Origin of the sequence: Kocuria sp. CPCC 205263, assembly GCF_040981075.1 — a bacterium.
Lineage (GTDB): Bacteria > Actinomycetota > Actinomycetes > Actinomycetales > Micrococcaceae > Kocuria > Kocuria rosea.
This window is the reverse complement of record NZ_JAVKPV010000003.1, coordinates 376,372-402,794: the sequence shown is the minus strand read 5'-3', so window position 1 is coordinate 402,794 and position 26,423 is coordinate 376,372. Positions and strand designations below refer to the sequence as shown.

Here is a 26,423-nt window from a genome sequence, read left to right as displayed (position 1 = left end):
GGACCGCCATGACCGATCCTCAGACCGTTCCCGCCGCGGCGGCCGCGGCGTCGTCGCCCGAGGGCGAGACCGTCGAGATCTGCCGCAACCTCATCCGCATCGACACCTCCAACTACGGCAGCGGCGACGCCAAGGGGGAGCGGCGGGCCGCCGAGTACGTGGCCGGGCTGATCGAGGAGGTCGGTCTCGCCACGACCGTCCTGGAGTCGGCGCCCGGCCGGGCCAACGTCTTCGCCCGGATCGAGGGCACCGATCCTTCGGCCGACGCCCTGCTGGTGCACGGCCACCTCGACGTGGTGCCCGCGATCGCCGCGGACTGGTCCGTGGACCCGTTCGGGGGCGAGATCCGGGACGGCATGATCTGGGGCCGCGGGGCCGTGGACATGAAGGACATGGACGCCATGATGATCTCGGTGCTGCGCCACATGGTGCGCACCGGGGACCGGCCGCGGCGGGACATCGTCTTCGGCTTCTTCGCCGACGAGGAGGCCGGCATGGTGTACGGCTCCCACTGGATCGCGGAGCACCACCGCGGTCTCTTCGACGGCGTCACCGACGCCATCAGCGAGGTCGGCGGGTACTCGGCCACCATCGGCGGCCGGCGGGCCTACCTGCTGCAGACGGCGGAGAAGGGCCTCATGTGGCTGCGCCTCAACGCGCAGGGCACGGCCGGGCACGGCTCCCAGATCAACGACGACAACCCGGTCACCCGGCTCTCGAGGGCGCTGGCCAACATCGGCGAGCACCAGTGGCCCGTGGAGCTCACCAAGACCACCCGGGCGTTCCTGGACTCGGTCACCGAGCTGACGGGCGTGGAGTTCGACCCCCAGAACCCCCAGCGGCTGCTCGCCGAGCTCGGCTCCGTGGCACGGTTCGTGGGCGCGACCCTGCAGACCACCGCGAACCCGACGATGCTCGAGGCGGGCTACAAGGTCAACGTCATCCCCGGCTCCGCCCAGGCGGGGCTGGACGTGCGCTACCTGCCGGGCCAGCGCGAGATCGTGCTGGCGAAGCTCGCGGAGCTCGCCGGGGACGGGGTGTCCTTCGAGTTCGAGTCGGACGACATCGCCCTCGAGGTGCCGTTCTCCGGCACCGTGGTCGACGCCATGGTCGACGCGCTCCACGCCGAGGACCCCGAGGCGGTCGTGCTGCCGTACATGCTCTCCGGCGGGACGGACAACAAGTCCCTGGACCCGCTCGGCATCACCGGCTACGGGTTCGTGCCGCTGCGCCTGCCCGGCGAGCTCGACTTCCCGTCCATGTTCCACGGCGTGGACGAGCGCGTGCCCACGGACTCCCTGGAGTTCGGCTCCCGCGTGCTGCACCGGCTGCTGACCCGGTACTGACCGGCCACCGGCCCCTCCCGCCCCGGTCCGCCCGACCGCCGGACCACCCACGACCCCGACGACCGCCGACAGGAGCGAGATGCACCCCGCCAACGGACCGCAGCCCGCGACCGCACGACCCGCACCCGCATCTGCCGGAGCCGAGGCGCCCGAGGACCGGGCGGCCGGGGCCCTGGTGCCCGAGACCCTGCTCCCGGACGACCTGCTGGCGACGTTCCGCGAGCGCGCCGCCGGCTACGACCGGGAGAACCGGTTCTTCGACGAGGACTTCGCGGACCTGGTGCGGATCGGCTATCCGCTGATGCTGGTGCCGCGGGACCGGGGCGGCCTCGGGTTCACGCTGCAGCAGGCGGTCGCCGCGCAGCGGCGGCTCGCGGCGGCCGCCCCCGCCACGGCGCTGGGCATCAACATGCACCACGTCCTGGTGGGCGTGGCGCACACCCTGCGCCTGCGCGGGGACGCCCGGGCCGAGCGGATCTTCGAGCTGGCCGCGGTCGGGGAGATCTTCGCCTTCGGCATCTCCGAGGCCGGCAACGACTCCGTGCTCTTCGACTCCGACACCACCGCCGTGGCCGTGGCCGACGGCTACCGGATCACGGGCACGAAGATCTTCACCTCGCTGTCCCCCGTGTGGACCCGGCTGATCGTCCACGCCCGCGACGACGCCGAGGAGGGCACGCCGCTGGTGTTCGGCCTCCTGGACCGGGCGGCGGAGGGCATCGAGGTCCTCGACGACTGGGACACCATGGGCATGCGGGCCTCCCAGTCCCGGACCACGGTGCTGCGCTCGGTGCCGATGCCCGCGGAGCAGGTGCTCACCCGCACCCCGGTGGGCCCGAACCCGGACCCGGTGGTGTGGGGCGTCTTCGGCTGCTTCGAGCTGCTGCTGGCCGCCGTCTACACCGGGATCGCGGACCGTGCGGTGGAGCTGGCCGTGGAGATCGCCGGCACCCGGCGGTCCCGCGGCGGGGGAGCGCCCCGTGCCGAGCGCCCCGACGTCCGCCGGCGGATCGCCGAGGCCGCGCTGCTGCGGGACGGGGTGGAGCTGCAGCTGCTCCGGCTGGCCGCGGACGTGGACGCCCTCGGCACCGCCGGCGCCCCGGACCACGGTCCCCGCTGGTTCCTGCTGTTCTCCGGGGTCAAGCACCGGGCCACCGAGGCGGCCCGCCGGGTCGTCGACCTCGCGATGCGCAGCTCGGGCGGGGCCCAGTACTCCCGGGGCGGGGAACTGGAGCGGCTGTACCGGGACGTGCTCGCCGGGATCTACCACCCATCCGACGACGAGTCCGTGCACGCGGCCGTGGCCAAGGCGCTGCTGGGCCCGATCGGGGGCTGAGCCCCGCCGGCGGGGGCGGGTCCCGGGCTCAGACGGTGCGCTCCACGCGCATCACCCGGCGGCGCAGCCAGTACTTGCGGGTCCCGCCGTAGAGCAGCACGGAACGGGTCAGTTCCCACTTGCCGTACTCGGCGTGCTCGCTGAGCCGGGCCCGCGCGTCGCCGAGCGGTTCGTGCGGCGCCACGGTCAGCAGGAGGTACTCGTAGCGCTGGTCGGCGTCCCTCGTGAGGGTGGCCGAGCTGGTCCGGACTTGTTCTCTCATCGGTCCCCATTCTGCACGGAATAGCGCTAACGTCTACTCCATGAGCAATGACCCTCGTGCCGCGTTGCAGGCCCTCGTGAGCGCCTTCGAAGAACACCTCGTCGCCGCGTCCAACCGGCGCAGCGACGACGACCCGGCCGTCGACGGCGCCTACATCGCCATCGCCGACGCCTTCGACGCCTACGAGGAGGCGCTCTACGACGCCTACGACGAGGTCACCCCGCTGACCGTCTTCGCGGAGGAGGACGACTCGGACGACGACTCCGACGACGACGAGGACGAGGACGACTCGGAGGACGACGAGGAGCTCCTGGAGGACAACGAGATGCTCGACGAGGACCTCGTCGACGAAGAGGACTACGAGGACCTCGACGACGCCGACGGGGCGCGCTCGGCCCGCTGAGCCCCGCCCCCCGCACCGCACCCGCAGGAACGGCCCGCACGGCGGGCCGTTCCTGCCGCGTCCGGGCCTGTCCCGCCGTCCCCGGCGCGGAGCGTGCCGTAGGGTGGCCGGGTGAATTGGATCGAAACCATCATTCTCGGCCTCGTCCAGGGCCTGACCGAGTTCCTCCCGGTGTCCTCCTCGGCGCACCTGCGCATCGTCGGCGAGCTGCTGCCCAACAGCGCCGACCCCGGCGCCGCGTTCACGGCCATCACGCAGCTGGGCACCGAGACCGCCGTGATCATCTACTTCTGGCGGGACATCGTCCGGATCCTCAAGCAGTGGACCCTGTCCCTCGTGGGCCGCGTGGAGCGCTCGGACCCCGACGCCCGGATGGGGTGGCTGATCATCCTGGGCTCCCTGCCCATCGGCGTGCTCGGGCTGCTGCTGGAGGACTACATCGACTCGGAGTTCCGCTCCCTGTGGATCACGGCCACGATGCTGGTGGTCTTCGGCGTGATCCTGGCGGTGGCGGACCGGGTGGGCCGGCAGGCCCGGCACCTGGACGACCTCACCGTCAAGCACGGCGTGCTCTTCGGGCTGGCGCAGGCGCTGGCCCTGATCCCGGGGGTCTCGCGGTCCGGCGGCACCATCACGGCGGGACTGCTGATGGGCTACACGCGCGAGGCCGCGGCCCGCTACGCGTTCCTGCTGGCCATCCCCGCGGTGTTCGCCTCGGGGCTGTACAAGCTGGCGCAGTCCGTGGGACAGCCGCAGGCGGGGCCCTACGGCATGACCGAGACGCTCGTGGCCACGGGCATCGCGTTCGTGGTGGCGTACGTGATCATCGGCTGGTTCATGCACTACATCTCCAACCGCAGCTACACGATCTTCGTCTGGTACCGCATCGCCCTGGGCCTGGTCATCTTCGTGCTCCTGGGCCTCGGGGTGATCAGCGCCTGAGCCCTGCGTCACCTCCGGATCGGGGGCGGCGGCCGGTCCGGTAGGTTGGGTGAGGCCCCGCGGCCGTCGTCCGATCCCCGAACCACCCGAGGTGAGCATGAAAGCCTGGTCCGCCAGACCCGTCCCCGACCTCCCCGGCGAGGCGGCCCTGCCCGTCGTGCAGGACACCCGGCTGCGGCGGCGGGTGGCGCTGCCCCGGCAGGAGCGGGCGAGCCTCTACGTGTGCGGGATCACCCCGTACGACGCCACCCACATGGGACACGCCGCCACGTACGTGGCCTTCGACCTGCTGCACCGCGCCTGGCTGGACGCGGGGACCCCGGTGGACTACGTGCAGAACGTCACCGACGTGGACGACCCCCTGCTCGAGCGGGCCGCGGCCACCGGCGTGGACTGGCGCGACCTGGCCGCCGAGCAGACCGAGCTGTTCCGCACCGACATGAGCGCGCTCAACGTCCTCCCGCCCCAGCACTACGTGGGCGCGACCGAGGCTGTCGGCTGGATCGTACCGGCCGTCGAGCGCCTCGTGGCCCGCGACCTCGCCTACCGGGTGGCGGGCCGGGACGGCGAGCCGGACGGGGACGTCTACTTCGACGTGGAGGCCGCGGGCGCGCTGCCCACCGACGACGACGACGCGTGGGTGCTCGGCGACGTCTCCCACCTGACCCCGAAGCAGATGCTGCCACTCTTCGCCGAGCGCGGCGGGGACCCCGAGCGCCCGGGCAAGCGGCACCGGCTGGATCCGCTGCTGTGGCGCGCGGAGCGCCCCGGAGAGCCCGCCTGGGACGGCGCGTCGCTGGGCCCGGGGCGGCCCGGCTGGCACATCGAGTGCTCGCTCATCGCCCTGGAGCACCTGCCCGCCCCGTTCACCGTCCAGGGCGGCGGCTCGGACCTCGTCTTCCCGCACCACGAGATGGGCGCCGGCCACTGCTGGGCGCTGACCGGCAAGCCCATGGCCCGGCACTTCCTGCACACCGGGATGGTCGGCCTCGACGGGGAGAAGATGTCCAAGTCCAAGGGCAACCTGGTGCTCGTCTCCGCGCTGCGGGCCCAGGGGGTCGATCCCGCCGTGATCCGCACCGCGATCCTCGCCCACCGCTACACCGACGACTGGTTCTGGACCGACCTCGTGCTGGCCGGCGCCGTCGCCCGCGTGGACGCGTGGCGCCGCGCCCTGGCCGTGGCCCCGGAGGGCAGCGCGGCCCCGCTGCTGCAGGCCGTGCGCACCGCCCTGTCCGACGACCTGGACGCCCCCACGGCGCTGGCCGCGCTGGATGCGTGGGCCGCTGACGCCCTGACCACCGGCACCCCGGGGCCCTGCGGGGCGGACGCCCGGCTGGTCCGGGACCTGGTGGACGCCCGGCTCGGCATCGAGCTCTGAGCCCGCCGGCGGGCACGGTCCCGCCGGACGGCGGAGGGGCGGCACCCGGTCGCGGGTGCCGCCCCTCCGTCGGCCCTGCGCCGCCGGCCCCCGTCACCGGGCGCCGGCGGCGCTCACTTCTCGTCGCGGCGGCGGCGCAGGTAGCGCTCGAACTCCTTGGCGATCGCGTCCCCGGTGGCCTCGGGCAGGTCCGTGGTGTCCTTGGCCTCCTCGAGCTGCTGGACGTAGGCGGCGATCTCCGGGTCGTCGGAGGCCAGCTCGTTGACCCCGCGCTCCCACGCCTCGGCGTCCTCGGCGATGGCGTCCAGCGGCAGCGTGATGCTGAGCAGCTCCTCGAGCTCCCGCAGCAGGGCCAGCTCGGCCTTCGGGGAGGGGGACTGCGCCACGTAGTGGGGCACCGCCGCCCACAGGCTGACCGTGGGGAACCCGCCCAGGGAGGCCATGTGGGAGAGCAGCCCCACGATCCCGGTGGGTCCCTCGTACTGGGAGGAGTCGACGCCCAGCTCGTCCTGGAGCTCGGCGGTGTCCGAGGTCTTGGTCACCGGGATAGGCCGGGTGTGCGGCACGTCCGCGAGCAGCGCCCCGACCATCACCACGAAGTCGACGTCGAGCAGGGTCGCCTGCTCGAGCAGCTCAGCGGTGAAGGAGCGCCACCGGTAGGAGGGCTCCCAGCCGTGCAGCAGCACGAGGTCGAGGTTCGTGCCTGGCACGGTGGCGGTGGAGAGCCGGGTCGTGGGCCAGACGATCTTCACGTCGCCGGTCGCCCCCCGGCGCACGAGGGGCCGGGAGAACTGGTAGTCGTAGTAGTCGTCCGACGTCACCTCGAAGACGTCCTTCGCCCCGTAGTGGGCGGCCAGGAACTGCACGGCGTCGGTGGCGGCGTCACCGGCGTCGTTCCACCCCTCGAACGCGGCCACCAGCACGGTCACGCGCTCCTGGTCACCGTCCTCGCGGACCACGCCGAACGGCCCCGCCTGGGGGCGGGGGAACGTCTCGTCGAAGTTGTTGCTCACGGAACCCACACTACGCGCCGGGACATCGACGGCAAGAGGCCCCGGCACGGGGACCCCCGTGTTGCGGCCACTACGATGGAGGCCATGTCCAGCCTCCCGTCCGCGTCCCCCGACGACCTCCTGCCCACCGCCGTGCTGTTCGACATGGACGGGACCCTGGTGGACACCGAGCCGTACTGGATCGAGGCCGAGATCGAGCTGGTCCGCTCCCACGGGGGCACCTGGACCGAGGCCGACGCCCTGGCCATGGTCGGCACCGGGCTGGAGGACGCCGCCGCCGTGTTCCAGCGCCAGGGGGTGCGCCTGGGGATCCGGGAGATCGTGGACCGGCTCATCGGCCGGGTCGCGGCCCGCACCCGGGAGCGGGTCGTCTACAAGGAGGGGGCGCCGGAGCTGGTCGACGCCCTGCGCGAGCGCGGCGTGCCCCTGGCCCTGGTCACCAGCAGCGAGACGCTCCTGGCCGAGGTCGTCCTGGACGCCTTCGGCGGCCCGGGCGTCTTCGACGTCGTCGTCACCGGCGACCTCGGCCACCCGGCCAAGCCGGCCCCCGATCCCTACCGGATCGGCGCCGCCGGTCTCGCCGAGCGCGCCGGCCGGCCGCTGGCGCGCGCCGGCATGGTGGCCGTCGAGGACTCCCGCACGGGCATCCGCTCCGCGACCGCCGCGGGGATCTTCACCGTGGGCGTGCCCAACATGGTCCCGCTCGACGACGCCGGCGCCGACCTCGTGCTGCCGAGCCTCGCCGGCGTGGGTCCCGAGGACCTCGGCCGCATCGTGGCCGGGGCCCGCACGTGAGCCGCCCCCGCAGCGAGGGCATCCCCCTGGGCCGGATCGGCGGGGTGCCCATCACGCTCTCCTGGTCGTGGTTCGTGATCGCCGCGGTCACCGTGCTCCTCTACACCCCCGTGCTGATGACCGCCTACCCGCGGCTCGGCGCGCTCAACTACGCCGCGTCCCTGGGCTTCGCCCTGACCCTGGCCCTGTCCGTGCTCCTGCACGAACTGGCCCACGCCTGGACGGGCCGGGCCTTCGGCTGGCCCACCGGCCGGATCGTGCTCAGCCTGCTCGGCGGCCACACCCACTTCGGGGACGTGCGCAGCACCCCGCTGGCCTCCGCCGTGGTCTCGCTGGCCGGACCGGCCGTGAACCTCGCGCTCGGCGCGGCCGGCTGGACGCTGCTGCGCACCGGGGAGCCGTCGCCCACGCTCGGCTGGGTGCTGCTCGACCTCACCACGTGGGCGAACCTCATCGTCGGTGTCTTCAACGTGCTGCCGGGCCTGCCCCTGGACGGCGGCCGCGTGGTGGAGGCCCTGGTCTGGGCGGTCACCGGCCGGGAGCACCACGGCACAGTGGTGGCCGCCTGGACGGGCCGGCTGCTCGCCGTGGGCCTCGTCGTCGGGGCCGGGGTCACGGGCCTGTGGAACCAGCCCGTCGCCCTCGTGCTCGTCGTCCTCATCGCCGGCTTCATGTGGCAGGGCGCCGGCGCCTCCCTGCGCGGGGCGGCCGTCCTGTCCCGCGTGCACGGCGTCAGCGCCGCCGCGCTGGCCGAGCCCGCCGTGGCGGTGCCGGAGGGCGCCTCCCTGGCCCACACCGACCGGCTGGTCACCGACCACCTCGCCCGCGCCGCCGCCCCGGGCGGCCCGGTCCCGCACGTGCTGGCCGTCTCCCCGGACCGGCAGGTCGTCGGTCTGCTCCTGCCGGCCGCGGCCGACGCCGTGCCCCCGGCCCGGCGGGCCGGGACCCCGCTGACGTCCGTGCTCCAGCACCTGCCCGCCGACGCCGTGCTCGACGCCGGGCTGCGCGAGGAGTCCCTGCTGCGGGCCGTCGCCGCCCGGGAGTACTCCCACTACGTGGTGACGGGACCCGACGGCGCCCTCGTGGGCGTGCTGCGCACCGCCGCCCTCGAGCGCCTGCTCGCCGGCTGACGCCGGGCCCCCGCCCCGGCCCCCCGCGCCGCGGTGACACAATGGGGGAGGACCCCGGGCCGGCGGAGCCTCCGCCGGCCCCCGCACGACCAGACCAGACCACGCCCTGCCCCGAGAGTGAGCCGATGACCGGAACCGCTGACCACACCGCCGCCCCTGCACCCGCGTCCCCGCGGGGCGCCGCCAACCGGCGCGGGCCCTTCCGGGCCGGGGAGCGCGTGCAGCTGACCGACGAGCGCGGCCGGATGAACACGGTCACGCTCGCGGACGACGGCGAGTTCCACTCCCACCGCGGCGTACTCAGCCACGGCGAGCTCATCGGCCGCCCGGAGGGCACCGTGGTCGAGAACTCCGCCGGGTTCCGGTACCAGGCCCTGCGCCCGCTGCTCAAGGACTTCGTGCTGTCCATGCCGCGCGGCGCCGCGGTGGTCTACCCCAAGGACGCCGGCCAGATCGTCACGATGGCCGACATCTTCCCGGGCGCCCGGGTGGTCGAGGCCGGTGTCGGCTCCGGCGCGCTGTCCATCTCCCTGCTGCGCGCGGTGGGCGACGAGGGCCGGCTGCACTCCTTCGAGCGGCGGGCGGAGTTCGCCGACATCGCCCGCGGCAACGTGGAGACCATGTTCGGCGGCCCGCACCCCGCGTGGCAGATCAGCATCGGGGACCTCGCCGAGGAGCTCGGCGAGCACGAGGCGCCCGGCTCCGTGGACCGTGTGGTCCTCGACATGCTCGCCCCGTGGGAGTGCCTCGACGCCGTGGCGACGGCCCTGACCCCCGGCGGGGTGGTCATGTGCTACGTCGCGACCGTCACCCAGCTCTCCCGCACCGCCGAGGCGATGCGCGCCGACGGCCGCTTCACCGAGCCCGACGCCTCCGAGACCATGGTCCGCGGCTGGCACGTCGAGGGCCTGGCCGTGCGCCCCGACCACCGCATGGTCGCCCACACCGGCTTCCTGCTCTCCGCCCGCCGGCTGGCCGACGGCTCCGAGCGGCTGGCACCCAAGCGGCGGGCCTCCAAGTCCGAGTACAGCGAGGAGGACCTGCAGGCCTGGACCCCCGTGGCCCTCGGCGAGCGGGACGTCACCGACAAGAAGCTGCGCCGCGCCGGCCGCGATGCCCTCGGCCTGGCCGAGCGCGCCGCCCGCGCGACCGCGCCGGCCGACGCCCCCGGCACGACGCCCCCGCCGGCACCGGCACCGGAGTCCGCACCGGCTCCCGCGCCCGAGCAGCCCCACGAGGAGCGCCCGTGAACGAGACCTCCCCGCAGCAGACCACCGGACCGGCCGGCACCGGACCGGCGGACGCCGAGCAGACCCGCCGGGCCCTGACCAACGCCCAGCGGCAGGTCAACATCCTGCGCGACCAGAAGCGCGCCCTCGACAAGCAGCTCGCCGCCGCCGGCACCCAGAACCAGAAGCTCGTCCGGCTCCTCGACGCGACCCGCACCGAGATCGCCCAGCTCAAGCGCGCCCTCGAGAACGACCTGGTCCCGCCCCTGAGCCAGGGCACCGTGCTGCAGGTCAACCCCGGGCGCACCCCGGTCGGCGAGCAGACGGGCAGCGGTCCCGCCGTCACCGACCGCACGCTCGACGTCCTCGTGGCCGGTCGCCGCATGCGCGTGGCCCTCAGCCCGCTCGTGAGCTTCGCCGCCTGCGAACCGGGCCGCCAGGTCCTCCTCGACCAGAACTACACCGTCGGCGCCGTCCTCGACTACGAGCAGACCGGCGAGATCGCCACCGTCAAGGAGATCGTCGACCACGACCGCGTCCTCACCGTGGGACGCTCCGACGAGGAGCGCGTCCTGCTGCTCTCCGGGCTCCTGCGCCGGAGCCGCCCGGAGATCGGAGACGCGGTGTCCATCGACCACCGCACCGGCTTCGCCCTCGAGCCCATCGAGCGCTCCGACGTCGAGCAGCTGGTCCTCGAGGAGGTCCCCGCCGTCTCCTACGACGACATCGGCGGCCTCGGCCCCCAGATCGAGCAGATCCGCGACGCCGTCGAGCTGCCCTTCGTGCACCCCGAGCTCTACCGCGAGCACGGGCTCACCCCGCCCAAGGGCATCCTGCTCTACGGGCCCCCCGGCAACGGCAAGACGCTCATCGCGAAGGCCGTCGCCCGCTCCCTCGCCGAGCGAGCCGCGGACCGCGCCGGGCGCGGGAAGGCCCTGGGCTACTTCCTCAACATCAAGGGCCCCGAGCTGCTGGACAAGTACGTGGGGGAGACCGAGCGCCAGATCCGCTCCATCTTCCTGCGCGCCCGCGAGCAGGCGGCCCGCGGCATCCCCGTGGTCGTGTTCTTCGACGAGATGGACTCCCTGTTCCGCACCCGGGGCTCGGGGCTGTCCTCGGACGTGGAGACCACCATCGTCCCGCAGCTGCTCACCGAGATCGACGGCGTGGAGCGCCTGGACAACGTTATCGTCATCGGCGCCACGAACCGCGAGGACATGATCGACCCCGCCGTGCTGCGCCCGGGCCGGCTCGACGTGAAGATCCGCATCGACCGCCCGGACGCCGAGGGCGCCGCTGAGATCCTGCGGCTCTACGTCACCGAGGACCTGCCGCTGCGCCAGGACGAGGTCGACGCCGCCGGCTCCCGCGCCGGGGCCGTCGCCGCCCTCGTGGACGCCGCCGTGGCCCGGATGTACGAGAAGAGCCCCGGCACCCGGTTCCTGCACCTGAGCTACCGGGACGGCACCGAGGAGACCCTCTACTTCAGCGACTTCACCTCCGGGGCGGTCATCCGCAACGTGGTGGACCGGGCCAAGAAGCAGGCCATCAAGGACCTGCTCACCACCGGGGTCCGCGGCCTGGGCCGCGACCACCTGGTCCGCGCGGTGGACGAGGAGTTCCACGAGCAGCAGGACCTGCCCAACACCTCCAACCCGGAGGACTGGGCCCGCATCTCGGGGCGCCGCGGCGACACCATCACCGACCTGCGCGTGGTCCTGCACCGCGACCCGCACCCGGCCGGCCCCGGCGGGCGCCACGCCCCGGCCGGACCGGCGCCGACCGGTCCGACGCCGGCCGGACCGGTCCCGGGGGAGGGGCCCGCGTGAGCGTGCGCCGCGTCATGGGCGCCGAGACCGAGTTCGGCGTGCTCGCCACCGGCAGCCCGCACGCCAACGCCACCGTGCTCTCCAGCCAGGTGGTCACCACCTACGCCGCCCTCGTGCGGCGCCGCCTCGGCGCGTCCCGGACCGCCGCCGGGTGGGACTACCACGGCGAGACCCCCCTGGAGGACGCCCGCGGCTTCACCGTCCCCCGCGAGCAGGCCGACCCCTCGCAGCTCACCGACGTCGCGCCCGTGCTCACGGCCGAGGAGGTCGCCGCCGAGGCCCTCCGGGAGATCGGGTCCCACGCCGAGTCCCTGGACTGGCGCCAGGTCGTGATGAACACCGTCCTGCCCAACGGCGCCCGCCTCTATGTGGACCACTCGCACCCCGAGTACTCCTCCCCGGAGGTCACCACCCCCCGCGACGCCGTCCTGTGGGACGCCGCCGGGGACCGGGTGGCCCTCGACGCGGTCCGGGCGATCGCCGCGAGCGCCGCCACGACCGGCCTCGACGTCGTGAACCTCTACAAGAACAACACCGACAACAAGTCCGTCTCCTACGGCGCCCACGAGAACTACCTCGTGCCCCGCGCCGTGCCCTTCGCCGCCCTCGCCGCCGGGCTGCTGCCCTTCTTCGCCTCCCGGCAGGTGGTGTGCGGCGCCGGTCGCGTCGGCATCGGGGACCGCGGCGGGCGCCCGGGCTTCCAGATCAGCCAGCGCGCCGACTTCTTCGAGCGCGAGGTCGGCCTCGAGACCACCGTCCACCGGCCCATCGTCAACACCCGCGACGAGCCCCACGCCGAGCGCACCCGCCACCGGCGCCTGCACGTCATCATCGGCGACGCCAACCTCTCCCACACCTCGAGCCTGCTGAAGTTCGGCACCACCTCCCTGGTCCTCGGCCTGATCGAGGCCGGTGCCGCCCCGGACATCGCCCTCGCCGACCCGGTGGCCGCCCTGCAGGCGATCAGCCACGACCCGGGGCTGACCGCCACCGTCCTGCTCCGGGACGGCCGGCGGCTCACGGGCGTCCAGCTGCAGCGGCTCTACCTCGAGGCCGCCCGGGCGCACGAGCACGCGACCGGGGGCCCCGACCCGGACACCCGCGAGGTGCTCGAGCTGTGGGCGGAGGTCCTCGACGCCCTCGAGACGGACCCCCTGTCCCTCGCGGACCGCCTGGACTGGGTCGCCAAGCACGCCCTGCTGCTGGGCTACCGGGAGCGCGACGGTCTGGCCTGGGACGACCCGCGCCTGACGCTGATCGACCTGCAGTACGCGGACGTGCGCCCGGAGAAGGGCCTGCACCACCGGCTGGTCGCGGCCGGCCGGATGCGCACCCTCTTCACCGCCGACGAGGTGGAGCGCGCCGTCGGCCTGCCCCCCGCCGACACCCGGGCGTGGTTCCGCGGCCGGCTGATGACCCGCTTCCCCGACGACGTCCTCACGGCCAACTGGGACTCGGTCTCGCTCACCCTGCCCGGCGTCCGCCGCGGCGCGCGGATCGCGATGCCCGAGCCGCTCGAGCTGAGCCGCGAGGACGTCGACCCCCTGCTGAGCGCGGCACCCGACGCCGAGCACCTCGTCCGCGCCCTCGCCGCCGCCCGACCCGCCCTCGTGCACACCGGCTCCCTCAGCTGAGCACCCCGACCACCATCCCCAGGAGGAACCCCGTCATGGCCCAGGAACGCATCTTCGGCACCGGCGCCCAGCGCCGCGAGGAGTCCGAGCTCCCCGAGCCCGGAGCTCCCGCCCCCACGGCACCCACCGCCCAGTCCCAGACCAGCGCCACCAGCGCCGACGACCTGCTCGCCGAGATCGACGGCGTGCTCGAGTCCAACGCCGAGGAGTTCGTGAAGGGCTTCGTCCAGAAGGGCGGCCAGTAGCCCCCATGGACCGCAGGATCTACGGGGTCGAGACCGAGTTCGGCCTCACCCACAGCGCCCCGGGCGCCCGTCCGCTCAGCCCGGAGGAGGCCGCGCGCACCCTCTTCCGCCCCGTGGTGGCCTGGGGCCGGTCCTCGAACGTGTTCCTGCCCAACGGCGGGCGCCTCTACCTGGACGTGGGCTCCCACCCCGAGTACGCCACCGCGGAGTGCGCCACGCTCGAGGACCTCGTCGCCCAGGACAAGGCCGGCGAGCTGATCGTCGACGACCTCCGGCGGCAGGCCCAGGACGCCCTGGCGGAGCAGGGGGTGGGCGGGCAGCTGTACCTGTTCAAGAACAACGTGGACTCGCGCGGCAACTCCTACGGCTCGCACGAGAACTACCTGATCGCCCGGCGCACCGAGTTCGCCCGGCTCGTGCAGATCCTCATCCCGTTCCTCGTCACCCGCCAGCTGCTCGTCGGCGCCGGCAGGGTGCACCCCGCCGGGCCCGAGGACTTCGGCGCCGTCCGGATGGGCGACGACGCCCGGACGCCCAGCTACTCGTTCTCCCAGCGCGCCGACCACATCTGGGAGGGCTCCTCCTCGGCCACGACGCGCTCCCGGCCCCTCATCAACACCCGGGACGAGCCGCACGCCGACGCCGAGCACTACCGCCGGCTGCACGTCATCGTGGGCGACTCGACGATGTCCCAGACCACCACGGCGCTGCGGATCGGGACCACCGACCTCGTGCTGCGGATGATCGAGGCCGGGCAGATCCTGCCCGACCGCACCATGGCGGACCCCGTCCGGTCCCTGCGGGAGGTCTCCCACGACCTCAGCGGCACCCGCCCGGTCCTGCTCGCCGACGGCACCCGCCGCTCCGCGCTGGACCTGCAGCACGAGCACCTGGAGTCCGTGCGCCGGTTCGTGGACCGCGAGGGGGCCCACCACGACCGCGTGCCGTGGGTGCTCGACCTGTGGGAGCGGGCCCTGGACGCCGTGACCCGCCAGGACACCTCGGCGATCGACACCGAGATCGACTGGGCGATCAAGAAGAAGCTCCTCGACGGCTACGCCGCCCGCGACGGCCTGGACCTCTCCGCGCCCCGGATGGCGCAGCTGGACCTCGCCTACCACGACACCGCCCCGGAGCGGGGGCTCTTCAACCTCCTGCAGCGCCGGGGACAGGCCGCGAGCTTCGTCCCGGACGAGCGGGTCCAGGAGGCCGCCCGCACCCCGCCCGCCACGCGGGCCGCCGTGCGCGGCCGGTTCATCGAGGCGGTGCTCGCGTCCGGGCACGAGTACACCGTCGACTGGGTGCACCTCAAGGTCAACGACCGCGGCCGGCGCACGGTGCTGTGCAAGGACCCGTTCGCCGTGGAGCACCCGGAGGCCGACGCCCTGATCGCCGCCCTCGGCGAGCGCGACACCGCGGAGCGGGCCCACGGGGACGCCCCCGTGGTCTGAGCCGCGCCGCGGGAGCGCCCCGTCCAGTCAACGCCCAGCGCCCTGCACTAGGCTGGCCGCCGTCCCGGCCCGAGCCGTCCGACCCCACCGCCCCCACCCGGCCCGACCCCTGAGGAAGACACCCGTGCGAAAGACCCTGACCACCTCCGGCGCCGCCCTGTCCCTGGCGCTCGTCCTCACGGGCTGCTCCGGGCCCGGCGTCGACTCCGTGGAGCTCAGCAACGAGCCGGACCCGGGCACGGCCCCGTCCGTCACGTTCGAGACCCCGCTCAACGCTGAGGAGGCCGGCGCGAAGGAGCTGCGCGAGGGCGACGGGGAGGAGCTCGCCGAGGGCGACACCATCCTGCTGCAGGCGGCGCTCTTCAAGGGCTCCGACGGCACGTCCATCGGCGAGACCTACTCCCGCGGCGCCGGCCAGGTGCTCCAGCTCGAGCAGGGCCTTCAGGAGTCGATCCCGGAGATGTACGACGCGCTCGTGGGCGCCAAGGAGGGCGCGATCATCGCCTACTCCTCCCCGGAGACCTCCGGGGCCGCCGGCGACGAGTCGACCTCCGTGGAGGTCTACGAGGTCGTCCGGAAGATCCCCACCGAGATCGAGGGCGACATGCAGGACAGCCCCCGGGGCCTGCCGGAGATCACCGAGAACGACGAGGGCGTGCCGGCCGTGGCGAAGCCGGAGGGCAGGGCCCCGAAGAAGCTCGTCTCCGAGTACCTCATCGAGGGCGACGGCGAGGAGGTCGCCGAGGGCGACACCGTCATCGCGCACTACGTGGGCGTCAAGTGGTCCGACGGCGAGACCTTCGACTCCTCCTACGAGAACGGCGCCCCCGCGTCCTTCCCGCTCGACAACGTCATCGAGGGCTGGCAGGAGGGCCTTAAGGGCAAGAAGGAGGGCTCCCGCGTGATCCTCTCCGTGCCCGTCGGCCAGGCCTACGGCACGGAGAAGGACCTGGGCGAGGACTCCGACTACCCGGCCGGCAGCCTGCTCTTCGTCGTCGACATCCTGGCGGCCGTGGACACCCCCGAGGCGCCGGCCGAGGACGAGGCCTCCGCCTCGCCGTCCCCCTCCGCGACCGAGGAGTAGCCCCCGGTCGGCTAAGGTGGCCCGGTGGGCCCCCGAGGCCCCTCCGATCCCGACGACCACCGGTCGACGACCCGACGAACAGGAGCACCCATGTCCTTCGGAGAGCGCAAGCTCGACCGCAGCAAGCCCGAGATCGACTTCCCCGAGGGGGAGGCCCCGACCGAGCTCGTCAGCACCGACCTCGTGGAGGGCACCGGCGCCGAGGCGACCCCCGGCAAGCAGATCTCCTGCCACTACGTGGGCGTGACGTTCTCCGCCGGCGAGGAGTTCGACGCCTCCTGGAACCGCGGCCAGCCCCTCGACTTCACCGTGGGCATCGGCCAGGTCATCGAGGGCTGGGACAAGGGCCTGCTGGGCATGAAGGTCGGCGGCCGCCGCCGGCTGGAGATCCCCGCGGACCAGGCCTACGGCTCCAGGGGCGCCGGCGGGGTCATCGGCCCGGACGAGGCCCTGATCTTCGTGGTGGACCTCCTGGACGTGCGCTGAGGACCCACCGGATGGCAGCCCGATCGACGGAGCGGCTCCTCAACCTGCTCATCGCCCTGGTCTCCCGCGAACGCGGGTACACCCGCGCCGAGCTCCGGGAGGCCGTTCCGTCGTACGCGGAGTCCGCGTCCGACGAGGCGTTCGAGCGCATGTTCGAGCGCGACAAGGCGGAGCTGCGCGACCTCGGCTACCCCATCGAGGAGGTCTCCGAGGACCCCCTGTTCCCCGACGACACGCACGGCCACCGCTACCGGATCCCGCGCGGGTCGTTCACGCTGCCGCCGCTGCAGTTCACGGCGGAGGAGTCCGCGGTGCTCGCCCTGGCGGCCAACGCCTGGACGGACGCCTCCCTCGGGGAGCTCGCCCGCCGGGCCCTGCGCAAGCTCGAGCCCGCCATCGGGGGCCTGCCGGAGGACGACGCCCCGCCGCTGCTGCAGCCCACCCTCACCGCCCACGAGCCGTCCTTCGAGCCGCTGCTCTCGGCCGTGGTGCGCCACCGCGAGGTCCGCTTCGACTACCTCGCCCGCAGCACCGACCAGCTCACCACCCGGCGGCTGCGGCCGTGGGGCATCGGCTCCCGCTACGGCAACTGGTACGTGGTCGGCTGGGACCTGGACCGCAAGGACTCCCGCACGTTCCGGCTGTCGCGGATCATGTCCGACGTCACGGTCACCCGCAAGGAGTTCGACCCGCCCGAGGGCTTCTCCATGAACGCGTCGCTGTCCCAGATGGTCTCCCACGCCCCCGCGCGCACCGTGGAGGTGCTGGCCCGGCCCGGCCACGCGCACATGCTGCGCCGGATGGCCGCCCGGCAGGAGCCCGGCGTCGGCGCCGGGGACGGCGTGGACCGGTGGGACCGGCTGCACATCCCCTTCGCGGAGACCGAGATCCTCGCCGAGGAGATCGCCGCGGCGGGCCCCGGCGTCGTCGTGCCCCGGGACGGGGACGGCACCGCCCCCACCATGCAGGCCGAGGTGCGCGCCGCGGTGGTGCGCCGGCTGCGGAGCGCCGCGTCCGCCGTGGCACGGTTCCGCGGCGTGCAGGTCGACTGGAACAACAAGTCCCGCAAGGGCACGCGCAACAAGCTCTCCACCGCGGACCACCTCTCGCGGCTGCTCGAGATCGTCCGCTGGGTCTACGCCCACCAGGGCGCGGAGCTCGAGGAGACCGCCCGCCGGTTCGGGATCACCGACCAGGAGCTGATCGCGGACCTCAACACCCTGTTCGTGTGCGGCAAGCCCGGGCACATGCCGGACCAGCTGATCGACGCGTCCTGGGACGACGGCCACGTCTACCTGTCCAACGCGGACGAGCTCTCCGACCCCGTTCGCCTCACGCAGCCGGAGGCCTCCGCGCTGCTCGTGGGGCTGCAGACGCTGCGCACCGTGCCCGGCGGGGACTCCGAGGCGGTCGCGTCCACGATCGCGAAGGTCGCAGGCGCGGCGGGGGACGCCGGGGTGCTCGCCAACGCGGTGGGCGCCCGCCCCATCACGGACACGCCCGCGCCCGCCCTCGCCGACGTCATGTCCGCGGTGCGCCGCGCCGTGGAGCAGCGCCGCCGGATCCGGATCAGCTACGTGGTCCCGTCCCGCGACGAACTCACCGAGCGGGTCGTGGACCCGGTCCAGGTGTTCTCCTCCAACACCCACTGGTACGTGCGCGCCTGGTGCCTCGGCTCCGAGGGGATGCGCAACTTCCGGCTGGACCGGATCTCCGCCGTCGAGGACGCCGGGCCGGCGGGGGAGCGCCCCGCCGCACAGGAGGCCGCCGCCGCGTCCCCGCCCGCCCCCGGCACCCCGGACACCGTGGAGGTCGTGCTCGTCACCGACCGGCGCAGCCGGTGGATCGCCGACCAGTACCACGCCACCCGCACGGCCGTGGTCCGGGTCCCCGGCGGGGCCCGCACCGGGCCGGCGGCGGACCACGAGGCCGCGCTCATCGGGTTCCAGACGGCCGAGGCCGTGTGCGCGCTCGTCACCCGCTACGGCGGCCAGCTCGCGGTCATCGGGCCCGACGACGTCGTGGCGCAGGTGGAACTCTGGGTGAACTCTGCGCTCGGCACCTACGGGGCGTCCGAGCCGGCCTGATCCGCCCGCCTATACTGGAGGGCATGCTCTGGTGGTCCTGGGTCCTGCTGTGGACGGTCCTCGTCCTGCTCGGCGCGGCGTTCCTCGGACTGATGCTGTGGCGGCTGGTGAAGACCTTCTTCGTCCTGCTCCGGGACACCGAGACGGTGGCCGGGGAGTTCGCCCAGCGGTGGGACGACGCGGCCGCCGGGGTGCAGCGCCCCGTCCGGGCCGCCCCGGATCCGGCCCTGTTCACACCGGTGGGGCAAGCCGTGGCCGACTACCGGGTCGGCCGTGACCAACGAGAAACCGCCCGTCTGAGACGCCGCATCGAGCGCAAGGACCGGATGGGCCAGCCGCAGCGGATCAGCGACCTCCGCCGGGCTGAACGGAAAGGAATGTTCCATGGGTAGGCTCTTCGACAGCCCCTTCATGATCCTGATCATCCTGCTGGTGATCCTGCTGCTGTTCGGCGCGCCCAAGCTCCCGGGCATGGCCCGCAGCCTCGGCCAGTCGCTGCGCATCTTCAAGTCCGAGGTCAAGGAGATGAAGAAGGACGACCAGCCGGACGGCTCGGACGTGGTCATCGACGGCAAGGCCGTGGCGCCCGGCCGGGACGGCACCACCGACCGTGACCCCGGCGCCACCGGCACCGCCTCCGGCACGGACACCCCGCGCGACCCCGAGCAGCACCCCGGCCGCCCTCCGGCCTGACCCCCGCCCCCCTCTCCCGGCGTCCGCCGCCGCCCCGATCCGCCGCACCGGCCGGTCCGCGCCCCCGCCCGGGGAGCGGACCGCCCGACCGGCCCCGCCGCCCCGGGCGGCCCCCGAGTCCCGAAGGTCCCCATGTCCTCGCAGTCCCCCCGCGGTCCGAAGAAGCGCCGGACCGCGCGCAAGGCCAATCCGCAGGCGCAGATGGCCCTGGCCGAGCACCTGCGGGAGCTGCGCAACCGGCTGATCAAGTCCGCGGTCGCCACCGTGGTGGGCATGGTCGGCGGGTTCTTCCTGTACATCCCGTTCATGGCCTACATCACCGAGCCCCTGCAGCGGCTGGCCTCCGCGGAGGGCAGCGAGGCCTCCATCAACTACTCCGCGGTGGGCTCGTCCTTCAACATCATGGTCGAGGTCTCCCTGGTGCTCGGCCTGGTCCTGGCCAGCCCCGTGTGGCTCTACCAGCTCTGGGCCTTCGTCACCCCGGCCCTGCACCGGACCGAACGGCGCTACGCGGTCGGCTTCCTGGCCGCGGCCGTCCCGCTCTTCCTGGGCGGGGTCGCGGTCGCCGTGCTCACCCTGCCCACCGCCGTCTACGCCCTCACCGCCTTCACCCCGACGGGCGGGACCAACTTCATCTCCGCGGACGTGTACCTGCGGTTCTTCCTCCAGCTGATCCTGACCTTCGGCGTCGCCTTCGTGCTGCCCGTCTTCCTGGTGGGCCTGAACATGCTGGGCGTGCTCTCCGGGCGCACGGTGCTCAAGAGCTGGCGGATCGTCGTGGTCCTCGTGATGGTCGTCTCCGCGATGGCCGCCCCGGGCCCCGACCCGATGACCATGTTCTACCTCGCCGTGCCGCTGCTCACGCTCTTCTTCGTGGCCGTCGGACTGTGCCTGCTCCTCGACCGCCGGCGGGCCCGGAAGGAGGCCCGCCTCGCGGCGGGCACGGGGGCGTCGGCCGACCTCGCGACCCCCGCCGACGAGCTCGGCCGTCTCGGCCACGACCCCGAGGGCGGGTTCCGAACCTGACCCGCTCGGCCCGTCGCGAACGGGCCCCCGGTGGACCCGTCCACGTCCGGGTCGAGCAGTAGGGTGGACGCATGTCCTCCTACGCCGACCGATACCTGGCCGCCAAGCAGCGGGCCGCCCACGCGAGGACCGAGCTCGCCGTGTTCCAGCACCGGCTCGAGTTCGAGATGGACGACTTCCAGACGACCGCCTGCGGGGCCCTCGAGGAGGGGCGGGGGGTGCTCGTCGCCGCGCCGACCGGCGCCGGCAAGACCGTGGTGGGGGAGTTCGCCGTCCACCTGGCCCTGTCCCGCGGGCAGAAGGCCTTCTACACCACGCCCATCAAGGCGCTCAGCAACCAGAAGTTCCACGAGTTCTCCCGGGCCTTCGGCGCCGAGCGGGTCGGCCTGCTCACCGGCGACACCTCGGTGAACTCCGAGGCGGACGTCGTGGTGATGACCACCGAGGTCCTGCGCAACATGCTGTACGCGGACTCGCCCACCCTGCTGAACCTGGGCTTCGTGATCATGGACGAGGTGCACTACCTGGCGGACCGCTTCCGGGGCGCCGTGTGGGAGGAGGTCATCATCCACCTGCCGGACAGCGTCCAGCTGGTGTCCCTGTCCGCGACCGTCTCCAACGCCGAGGAGTTCGGGGCCTGGCTGGACACGGTGCGCGGCGACACGGACGTGGTGGTCTCCGAGCACCGGCCCGTGCCGCTGTGGCAGCACGTCCAGGTGGGCGGGCGGCTGCTCGACCTGTTCCTGGACGACACCACGGTGGAGGAGGCCGCCGAGCGGCTCGAGGGGCCCGGCAGCGACGAGCCCGACGTCAACCCCGAGCTGCTCCAGCTCGCCCGCGCCGAGCACCCCCGCGGGGGCCGCCGGGGCGGCCGCGGGCCCGGGGGACGCTCCCGGGACCGGTTCTCCCGCCGCAACGGCGGCGAGGGCTTCCGGCCCAGCCCCGAGACGCGCCGGGTGTCCCGCCCGCAGCTGATCCGCCGCCTGGACGCCGAGGGCCTGCTGCCCGTCATCACCTTCATCTTCTCCCGCGCCGGGTGCGACGCCGCCGTGCAGCAGTGCGTCGCCGCGGACATCCGGCTGACCGGCGAGAAGGAGCAGCAGACCATCCGCGCCCGGGTGGCCGAGACCGCCGCCTCGCTCGAGGCCGCGGACCTCAACGTCCTCGGCTTCTACGAGTGGCGCGACGGCCTGCTGCGCGGCGTGGCCGCCCACCACGCGGGGATGCTGCCGGCGTTCAAGGAGCTCGTGGAGGAGCTGTTCGCCGAAGGGCTCGTCAAGGCCGTCTTCGCCACGGAGACCCTGGCCCTGGGCATCAACATGCCGGCGCGCTCCGTGGTGCTCGAGAAGCTCGACAAGTTCAACGGCGAGTCCCGGGTGGACATCACGCCGGGGGAGTACACCCAGCTCACCGGGCGCGCGGGGCGCCGGGGGATCGACGTCGAGGGCCACGCCGTGGTGCTGTGGCAGCCCGGGATGGACCCGCACGCCGTCGCAGGACTCGCCTCCAAGCGCACCTACCCCCTGAACTCGAGCTTCCGGCCCACCTACAACATGTCGGTGAACCTGGTGGCCCAGTTCGGCGCGCACCGCTCCCGCAAGATCCTCGAGTCCTCCTTCGCTCAGTTCCAGGCCGACCGCTCCGTGGTGGGCCTGGCGCGCCGGGTCCGCTCCCAGGAGGAGTCCCTCAAGGGCTACGAGGAGGCCATGACCTGCCACCTCGGGGACTTCTCCGAGTACGCCGCCCTCCGCCGGGAGCTCAAGGACCTGGAGCGCGCCGAGGAGAAGGCCGGCTCCCGGCAGCGGCGCTCGGACGCCGTCGCGTCCCTGCACGACCTGCTGCCCGGGGACGTCGTGGAGATCCCGCGGGGGCGCAACGCCGGCTACGCCGTGATCCTGTCCACCGACCCCAACCGGGACGACCCCCGCCCCTCGATCCTCACCCTCGACCACCAGCTGCGCCGGGTGGGGGCCCAGGACCTGGACGGACCCCTCGAGCCGGTCTCGCGGATCCGGATCCCCAAACAGTTCACGGGCCGGACGCCCAAGGAGCGGCGCGACCTCGCTTCGTCCGTGCGCAACGCCCTGCACGAGCACCGGCCCCCGCGCGGCGGCGCCCGAGGGCACACCATCCAGTTCGACCGCGGCACCAGCGCCGCCGAGCGGCGCATCACGGAGGTCCGCAAGGCCCTGCGCGGCCACCCCTGCCACGGCTGCTCGGACCGCGAGAGCCACGCCCGCTGGGCCGAGCGCTGGTGGACGCTGCGCCGGGACACCGACGGGCTGCTGCGCCAGATCGAGAGCCGCACCAACACGATCGCCAAGACCTTCGACCGCGTCTCCGAGGTGCTGGGCTCCTTCGGCTACCTCGAGACCCTCCCGGACGGGGAGGTCCGGCCGACCCGCGCCGGCGAGCAGCTGCGGCGGATCTACGGGGACCGGGACCTGCTCCTCGCCCTGAGCCTGCGCGACGGCTTCCTCGACGACCTCGACCCCGCCGCCACCGCGGGGCTCGTGACCCTGCTCGTCTACCAGGCCAAGCGCGAGGAGCAGGGGATCCAGCCGGTCCTGCCGTCCGCCGCCATGGACCGGGCCGCACAGACCGTGGTGCGCAACTGGTCCCTGCTCACCGACCGCGAGCAGGAGCACCACCTCCCGGCCACCGCGGAGCCGGAGTTCGGGCTCGTGGAGGCCATGCACCTCTGGGCGCGCGGGGCGACCCTGAGCGCGGCCCTGTCCGGCACGGAGCTCGCCGCCGGCGACTTCGTGCGCTGGGCCAAGCAGGTGATCGACATGCTCGACCAGCTCGCCAAGATCGACCTGCTCGACGCCGGCACGCGCGCCCAGTGCCAGCGCGCGATCGCGCTGGTGCGCCGCGGCGTGGTGGCCCACTCCGCGTTCGAGGACTGACCGCGCCCTCCCGCCCCGTCCACCGGCACGACCGACCCGCACGACCCCTGCGCACCACCGCCCCCGAACAGGAGACCCGTGAGCACCACCGTCCCCGCCCGTCCCGTCCCCGCCCGTCCCGTCCTCTACCGCAACGGCTCCGTCTACAGCCCCGCGGACCCTTTCGCCACGGCCCTGCTGGTCGACGGCGCCCGCGTGGCCTGGGTCGGCTCCGAGGAGGCGGCGCAGTCCCTGCAGGACTCCTCCATGGACGTGGTAGACCTCGACGGGCGGCTGCTGGCCCCGGGGTTCGTGGACTCCCACGTGCACGTGACCGAGACCGCGCTGGCGCTGTCCACCCTCGACCTCACGGCGGTCGGCTCCCTGCACGAGGTGCTCGACGCCGTGGCCGGCGCCGCGCGCACGAGCACGGGCCCGGTCCTCGGCTCCGGCTGGGACGAGTCCGTGTGGCCGGAGCGCCGGGCGCCGACGGCGGAGGAGCTCGACCGGGCCGCCGGCGGGCGCGAGGTCTACCTGACCCGCATCGACGTCCACTCCGGGGTGGTGTCCTCGTCCCTGGCCCGGCGGCTGGGCCTCGCCGGCACCGACGGGTGGCTCGGCGACGGCCGCGTGGAGAACCTGGCCCACGACCGGGTGCGCGCCGCGGCCCTCGACTTCGACGCCGGGCGCCGCGCCGAGCTGCACCGGCGCGCCCTGCGGCACGCCGCGGCCCAGGGCTACGTGGCCCTCGTCGAGGCCAACGCCGAGCAGGTCGCCCCCTTCGAGGACCTCGTGCGGCTGACGGCCCTCGCCAACCACGGGGTCGGCGCCGAGGGCGCGACTCCCCGCGTGCTGCCGTACCGGGGGGAGCTCGTGGCCACGGCCCAGGAGGCGCTGGCGGTGGCGGAGCGGTTCGACACCGCCCTGGCGGACCTGCTCGGACGCGCCGTGGAGCGGCGGGAGTCGCTCGTGGGGCTCGCCGGGGACCTGTGCGTCGACGGCGCCCTGGGCTCCCGCACCGCCGCCCTGCGCGCTCCCTACGCCGACGCCCCCGGCGACCTGGGGGACCGCTACCTCGACGCCGCGGCCGTGGCCGCCCACCTCGCCGCGACCACGGAGGCCGGTCTGCAGGGCGGCTTCCACGTCATCGGGGACGCCGGGATGGACATCGTCCTCGACGGCCTCGACCGCGCCGAGGCGCTTGTGGGGGAGCGGGCCCTGCACAGCGCCGGCCACCGCCTGGAGCACGCCGAGATGATCGACCCGGAGGGCATCGAGCGGCTCGCCCACCACGCCGTGACCGTGTCCGTGCAACCGGGCTTCGACGCCGCCTGGGGCGGACCGGGCGGGCTCTACGAGCAGCGCCTCGGGGCCGACCGGGCGGCCGCGATGAACCCGATGGCCTCCTTCTACCGTGCCGGGGTCCCGGTGGCCCTCGGCAGCGACGCCCCCGTGGTGCCGCTGTCCCCGTGGGAGACCGTCCGTGCCTGCCTCCAGCACCACGACCCGGACCAGCGGATCTCCGCGCGGGCCGCGTTCCTCGCCTCCACCCGGGGCGCGTGGCGGGCCGCCCGGCACCCCGACCCCATGCAGGGCCAGCTCGCGCCCGGCACCCCGGCCACGTTCGCCGTCTGGGACGTCGAGGCCCTCATGGTGCAGCAGGCCGAGGGGACCGGCTCCGCCTGGAGCACCGACCCGCGCGCCCGCACCCCCCTGCTCCCCGCGCTCGACGGCGCGTCCCTGCCCGTGTGCCGCCAGACCGTGCTTGACGGCGTCGAGCTGTACCGCTCCGCCGGGTTCTGAGCCGCGGGGCGCCCGGCCGCCCCGCGCGGATCGGATCTTGGTCGCAGGCGCGGGGCAGGTTAGGCTGGGCAACTGCTGCCGGGTGGGCTCGCTCGTCCTTAGAAAACAGGCCGGCATCCCCTCAGGGCCGGACTGGTCCGAAGACGAGGGAGCCTGCCCTGTGGTGCGGCAGGCAGACCTCGAAAGGAACCACCCGGTGCGCGTACTGACCGTCATCCCCACCTACAACGAACACGAGTCCCTTCCGACCGTGATGGACCGGCTCCGCCAGGCCGTCCCGGACGGGCACGTGCTGGTGGTGGACGACAACAGCCCGGACGGGACCGGCCGTCTCGCCGACGAGATGGCCGTCGAGGACGGGAACATCCACGTCCTGCACCGCACCAGCAAGGAGGGCCTCGGCGCCGCGTACATCGCCGGCTTCCGCTGGGGCCTGGCCCGGGACTACGACGTCCTGGTCGAGATGGACGCCGACTGCTCCCACCAGCCCGAGCAGCTCCCGCTGCTGCTGGACGCCGTGGAGCGCGGCGCCGACCTGGCCATCGGCTCCCGCTACGTCCCCGGCGGGCGCACCGTGAACTGGCCCCTGCAGCGCCAGCTGCTCTCGCGCGGCGGCAACCTCTACGCCCGGACGCTCCTGGGCTCCCGGATCCACGACATCACCGCCGGCTACCGCGCCTTCCGCCGCGAGACCCTCGAGCGGATCGGTCTCGAGACCGTCGACTCCAAGGGCTACTGCTTCCAGATCGATCTCGGCTGGCGCACCGAGCGGGCCGGCCTGAGCGTCGTCGAGGTGCCCATCACCTTCGTGGAGCGCGCCGAGGGCGAGTCCAAGATGAGCCCGGACGTGACCCGGGAGGCCGTCGTGCGCGTGGCCCAGTGGGGGCTCACCGCCCGCGCCAGGACCCTGGCGGGCAAGCTCACCCGCCGCTGAGCCTCTGACCGGCACACCGCCCGGCACATGCGGAGGGCCCCACCTGAACCGGGTGGGGCCCTGCGCATGTGCCGGGCGACAGGATCAGATCGCGTGCTTCTCCCGGTAGAACTCGACGCGCTGGGCGAGGATCTCCTCCAGCTCGTCCGTGCTGCGCCGCTCCAGGAGCATGTCCCAGTGCGTGCGCTGGTGCTTCTCGTTGGGGTTCACCGGCTTCTCGCCGTTGACGATGATCGCTTCCTTGCCGGTCTTCGACACCCACACCGGCGGGATCTCGGCCTCCGCCGCGAAGGTGACGGTGACCTTCTCGCCGTCCGCGGTGCGGTACTCGACGCGCTGGCGCGGGGCCGGCTCGACACCGGCCTCGGTCTCCATGGACTGGGAGCCCAGACGCATTCCCCTGAGGCTGCGGTCGCTCATTGTGGT

The 26,423-nt window shown here is 73.8% G+C and carries 24 protein-coding genes; 21 read left to right on the top strand and 3 right to left on the bottom strand.

Annotation, left to right across the window (positions count from 1 at the left end; all coding sequences use genetic code 11):
* Nucleotides 1-8 precede the first annotated feature (8 nt).
* Nucleotides 9-1,346, top strand: a complete 1,338-nt coding sequence (locus RF647_RS06630) for a M20/M25/M40 family metallo-hydrolase (RefSeq protein WP_368811037.1) — start codon at nt 9-11, stop codon at nt 1,344-1,346.
* A gap of 79 nt (nt 1,347-1,425) precedes the next feature.
* Nucleotides 1,426-2,682, top strand: a complete 1,257-nt coding sequence (locus tag RF647_RS06625; protein ID WP_368811036.1) for an acyl-CoA dehydrogenase family protein — start codon at nt 1,426-1,428, stop codon at nt 2,680-2,682.
* 28 nt (nt 2,683-2,710) lie between these two features.
* On the opposite strand, the gene RF647_RS06620 is transcribed toward RF647_RS06625, so the two are convergent.
* Complete coding sequence (locus tag RF647_RS06620) at nt 2,711-2,944, bottom strand: DUF5703 family protein (protein WP_035923920.1); 234 nt, start codon at nt 2,942-2,944, stop codon at nt 2,711-2,713.
* A gap of 40 nt (nt 2,945-2,984) precedes the next feature.
* Here RF647_RS06620 and RF647_RS06615 point away from each other — a divergent pair, with 40 nt between their 5' ends.
* From RF647_RS06615 to mshC, 3 genes are all read left to right on the top strand, one after another.
* Nucleotides 2,985-3,347 (top strand): primosomal protein, encoded by a 363-nt coding sequence (locus RF647_RS06615; protein WP_154676751.1) that lies wholly within the window; start codon nt 2,985-2,987, stop codon nt 3,345-3,347.
* 111 nt (nt 3,348-3,458) lie between these two features.
* The gene (locus RF647_RS06610; protein ID WP_368811035.1) at nt 3,459-4,289 is read left to right on the top strand and encodes an undecaprenyl-diphosphate phosphatase; all 831 of its coding nucleotides are present in this window, start codon (nt 3,459-3,461) and stop codon (nt 4,287-4,289) included.
* A 97-nt stretch (nt 4,290-4,386) separates the two neighbouring features.
* Nucleotides 4,387-5,670: a cysteine--1-D-myo-inosityl 2-amino-2-deoxy-alpha-D-glucopyranoside ligase gene (mshC, locus tag RF647_RS06605; protein WP_368811034.1), complete on the top strand. Its 1,284-nt coding sequence runs from the start codon at nt 4,387-4,389 to the stop codon at nt 5,668-5,670.
* Nucleotides 5,671-5,783: 113 nt separating this feature from the next.
* On the opposite strand, the gene RF647_RS06600 is transcribed toward mshC, so the two are convergent.
* Nucleotides 5,784-6,692 carry a PAC2 family protein gene (locus RF647_RS06600; RefSeq protein WP_368811033.1) on the bottom strand — a complete coding sequence of 303 codons (909 nt, stop codon included), beginning with the start codon at nt 6,690-6,692 and terminating at the stop codon, nt 5,784-5,786.
* Nucleotides 6,693-6,767: 75 nt separating this feature from the next.
* Between RF647_RS06600 and RF647_RS06595 the strand changes: the two genes are divergently transcribed.
* The 16 genes from RF647_RS06595 (at nt 6,768) to RF647_RS06520 (ending at nt 25,997) form a co-directional block, all read left to right on the top strand.
* On the top strand, nt 6,768-7,478 hold the full coding sequence (locus tag RF647_RS06595) for an HAD family hydrolase (RefSeq protein WP_368811032.1): 711 nt from the start codon (nt 6,768-6,770) through the stop codon (nt 7,476-7,478).
* Nucleotides 7,475-8,608, top strand: a complete 1,134-nt coding sequence (locus tag RF647_RS06590) for a site-2 protease family protein (RefSeq protein ID WP_368811031.1) — start codon at nt 7,475-7,477, stop codon at nt 8,606-8,608. Before RF647_RS06595 ends, RF647_RS06590 begins: the two co-directional genes overlap by 4 nt.
* 125 nt (nt 8,609-8,733) lie before the next feature.
* Nucleotides 8,734-9,858 (top strand): tRNA (adenine-N1)-methyltransferase, encoded by a 1,125-nt coding sequence (locus tag RF647_RS06585; RefSeq protein WP_368811030.1) that lies wholly within the window; start codon nt 8,734-8,736, stop codon nt 9,856-9,858.
* Between the two features lie 74 nt (nt 9,859-9,932).
* Complete coding sequence (gene arc, locus RF647_RS06580; protein WP_368811127.1) at nt 9,933-11,666, top strand: proteasome ATPase; 1,734 nt, start codon at nt 9,933-9,935, stop codon at nt 11,664-11,666.
* Nucleotides 11,663-13,300 carry a depupylase/deamidase Dop gene (gene dop, locus RF647_RS06575; protein ID WP_368811029.1) on the top strand — a complete coding sequence of 546 codons (1,638 nt, stop codon included), beginning with the start codon at nt 11,663-11,665 and terminating at the stop codon, nt 13,298-13,300. The genes arc and dop overlap by 4 nt, the downstream gene beginning before the upstream one ends.
* A 35-nt stretch (nt 13,301-13,335) precedes the next feature.
* On the top strand, nt 13,336-13,545 hold the full coding sequence (locus RF647_RS06570; RefSeq protein WP_368811028.1) for a ubiquitin-like protein Pup: 210 nt from the start codon (nt 13,336-13,338) through the stop codon (nt 13,543-13,545).
* A gap of 5 nt (nt 13,546-13,550) precedes the next feature.
* Nucleotides 13,551-14,996, top strand: a complete 1,446-nt coding sequence (gene pafA / locus RF647_RS06565; RefSeq protein WP_368811027.1) for a Pup--protein ligase — start codon at nt 13,551-13,553, stop codon at nt 14,994-14,996.
* Between the two features lie 124 nt (nt 14,997-15,120).
* Nucleotides 15,121-16,080, top strand: coding sequence for an FKBP-type peptidyl-prolyl cis-trans isomerase (locus RF647_RS06560; RefSeq protein ID WP_368811026.1), 960 nt, complete (start codon nt 15,121-15,123; stop codon nt 16,078-16,080).
* A 90-nt stretch (nt 16,081-16,170) separates the two neighbouring features.
* Nucleotides 16,171-16,566 (top strand): FKBP-type peptidyl-prolyl cis-trans isomerase, encoded by a 396-nt coding sequence (locus RF647_RS06555; protein ID WP_017833513.1) that lies wholly within the window; start codon nt 16,171-16,173, stop codon nt 16,564-16,566.
* Between the two features lie 11 nt (nt 16,567-16,577).
* Complete coding sequence (locus RF647_RS06550; protein ID WP_368811025.1) at nt 16,578-18,653, top strand: helix-turn-helix transcriptional regulator; 2,076 nt, start codon at nt 16,578-16,580, stop codon at nt 18,651-18,653.
* 23 nt (nt 18,654-18,676) lie between these two features.
* Nucleotides 18,677-19,045, top strand: coding sequence for a hypothetical protein (locus RF647_RS06545; protein ID WP_017833515.1), 369 nt, complete (start codon nt 18,677-18,679; stop codon nt 19,043-19,045).
* Nucleotides 19,038-19,346 (top strand): Sec-independent protein translocase subunit TatA, encoded by a 309-nt coding sequence (gene tatA / locus RF647_RS06540; protein ID WP_368811024.1) that lies wholly within the window; start codon nt 19,038-19,040, stop codon nt 19,344-19,346. Before RF647_RS06545 ends, tatA begins: the two co-directional genes overlap by 8 nt.
* A gap of 132 nt (nt 19,347-19,478) precedes the next feature.
* Complete coding sequence (tatC, locus tag RF647_RS06535) at nt 19,479-20,372, top strand: twin-arginine translocase subunit TatC (protein ID WP_368811023.1); 894 nt, start codon at nt 19,479-19,481, stop codon at nt 20,370-20,372.
* Nucleotides 20,373-20,443: 71 nt separating this feature from the next.
* Nucleotides 20,444-23,281, top strand: coding sequence for a DEAD/DEAH box helicase (locus RF647_RS06530; RefSeq protein ID WP_368811022.1), 2,838 nt, complete (start codon nt 20,444-20,446; stop codon nt 23,279-23,281).
* Between the two features lie 78 nt (nt 23,282-23,359).
* The gene (locus RF647_RS06525) at nt 23,360-25,063 is read left to right on the top strand and encodes an amidohydrolase (RefSeq protein WP_368811021.1); all 1,704 of its coding nucleotides are present in this window, start codon (nt 23,360-23,362) and stop codon (nt 25,061-25,063) included.
* A gap of 196 nt (nt 25,064-25,259) precedes the next feature.
* Complete coding sequence (locus RF647_RS06520) at nt 25,260-25,997, top strand: polyprenol monophosphomannose synthase (RefSeq protein ID WP_368811020.1); 738 nt, start codon at nt 25,260-25,262, stop codon at nt 25,995-25,997.
* Between the two features lie 84 nt (nt 25,998-26,081).
* Here the strand turns inward: RF647_RS06520 and RF647_RS06515 are convergent, their stop codons facing one another.
* Nucleotides 26,082-26,417, bottom strand: coding sequence for an RNA polymerase-binding protein RbpA (locus RF647_RS06515; RefSeq protein ID WP_031283042.1), 336 nt, complete (start codon nt 26,415-26,417; stop codon nt 26,082-26,084).
* Between the last annotated feature and the right edge of the window lie 6 nt (nt 26,418-26,423).

Bases quoted from the DNA above. Each gene is read 5' to 3' on its own strand.
- RF647_RS06630 (WP_368811037.1), top strand. From the start codon at position 9: ATGACCGATCCTCAGACCGTTCCCGCCGCGGCGGCCGCGGCGTCGTCG.
- RF647_RS06625 (WP_368811036.1), top strand. From the start codon at position 1,426: ATGCACCCCGCCAACGGACCGCAGCCCGCGACCGCACGACCCGCACCC.
- RF647_RS06620 (WP_035923920.1), bottom strand. From the start codon at position 2,944: ATGAGAGAACAAGTCCGGACCAGCTCGGCCACCCTCACGAGGGACGCC.
- RF647_RS06615 (WP_154676751.1), top strand. From the start codon at position 2,985: ATGAGCAATGACCCTCGTGCCGCGTTGCAGGCCCTCGTGAGCGCCTTC.
- mshC (WP_368811034.1), top strand. From the start codon at position 4,387: ATGAAAGCCTGGTCCGCCAGACCCGTCCCCGACCTCCCCGGCGAGGCG.
- RF647_RS06595 (WP_368811032.1), top strand. From the start codon at position 6,768: ATGTCCAGCCTCCCGTCCGCGTCCCCCGACGACCTCCTGCCCACCGCC.
- RF647_RS06585 (WP_368811030.1), top strand. From the start codon at position 8,734: ATGACCGGAACCGCTGACCACACCGCCGCCCCTGCACCCGCGTCCCCG.
- RF647_RS06570 (WP_368811028.1), top strand. From the start codon at position 13,336: ATGGCCCAGGAACGCATCTTCGGCACCGGCGCCCAGCGCCGCGAGGAG.
- pafA (WP_368811027.1), top strand. From the start codon at position 13,551: ATGGACCGCAGGATCTACGGGGTCGAGACCGAGTTCGGCCTCACCCAC.
- RF647_RS06555 (WP_017833513.1), top strand. From the start codon at position 16,171: ATGTCCTTCGGAGAGCGCAAGCTCGACCGCAGCAAGCCCGAGATCGAC.
- RF647_RS06550 (WP_368811025.1), top strand. From the start codon at position 16,578: ATGGCAGCCCGATCGACGGAGCGGCTCCTCAACCTGCTCATCGCCCTG.
- RF647_RS06545 (WP_017833515.1), top strand. From the start codon at position 18,677: ATGCTCTGGTGGTCCTGGGTCCTGCTGTGGACGGTCCTCGTCCTGCTC.
- tatA (WP_368811024.1), top strand. From the start codon at position 19,038: ATGGGTAGGCTCTTCGACAGCCCCTTCATGATCCTGATCATCCTGCTG.
- tatC (WP_368811023.1), top strand. From the start codon at position 19,479: ATGTCCTCGCAGTCCCCCCGCGGTCCGAAGAAGCGCCGGACCGCGCGC.
- RF647_RS06530 (WP_368811022.1), top strand. From the start codon at position 20,444: ATGTCCTCCTACGCCGACCGATACCTGGCCGCCAAGCAGCGGGCCGCC.
- RF647_RS06515 (WP_031283042.1), bottom strand. From the start codon at position 26,417: ATGAGCGACCGCAGCCTCAGGGGAATGCGTCTGGGCTCCCAGTCCATG.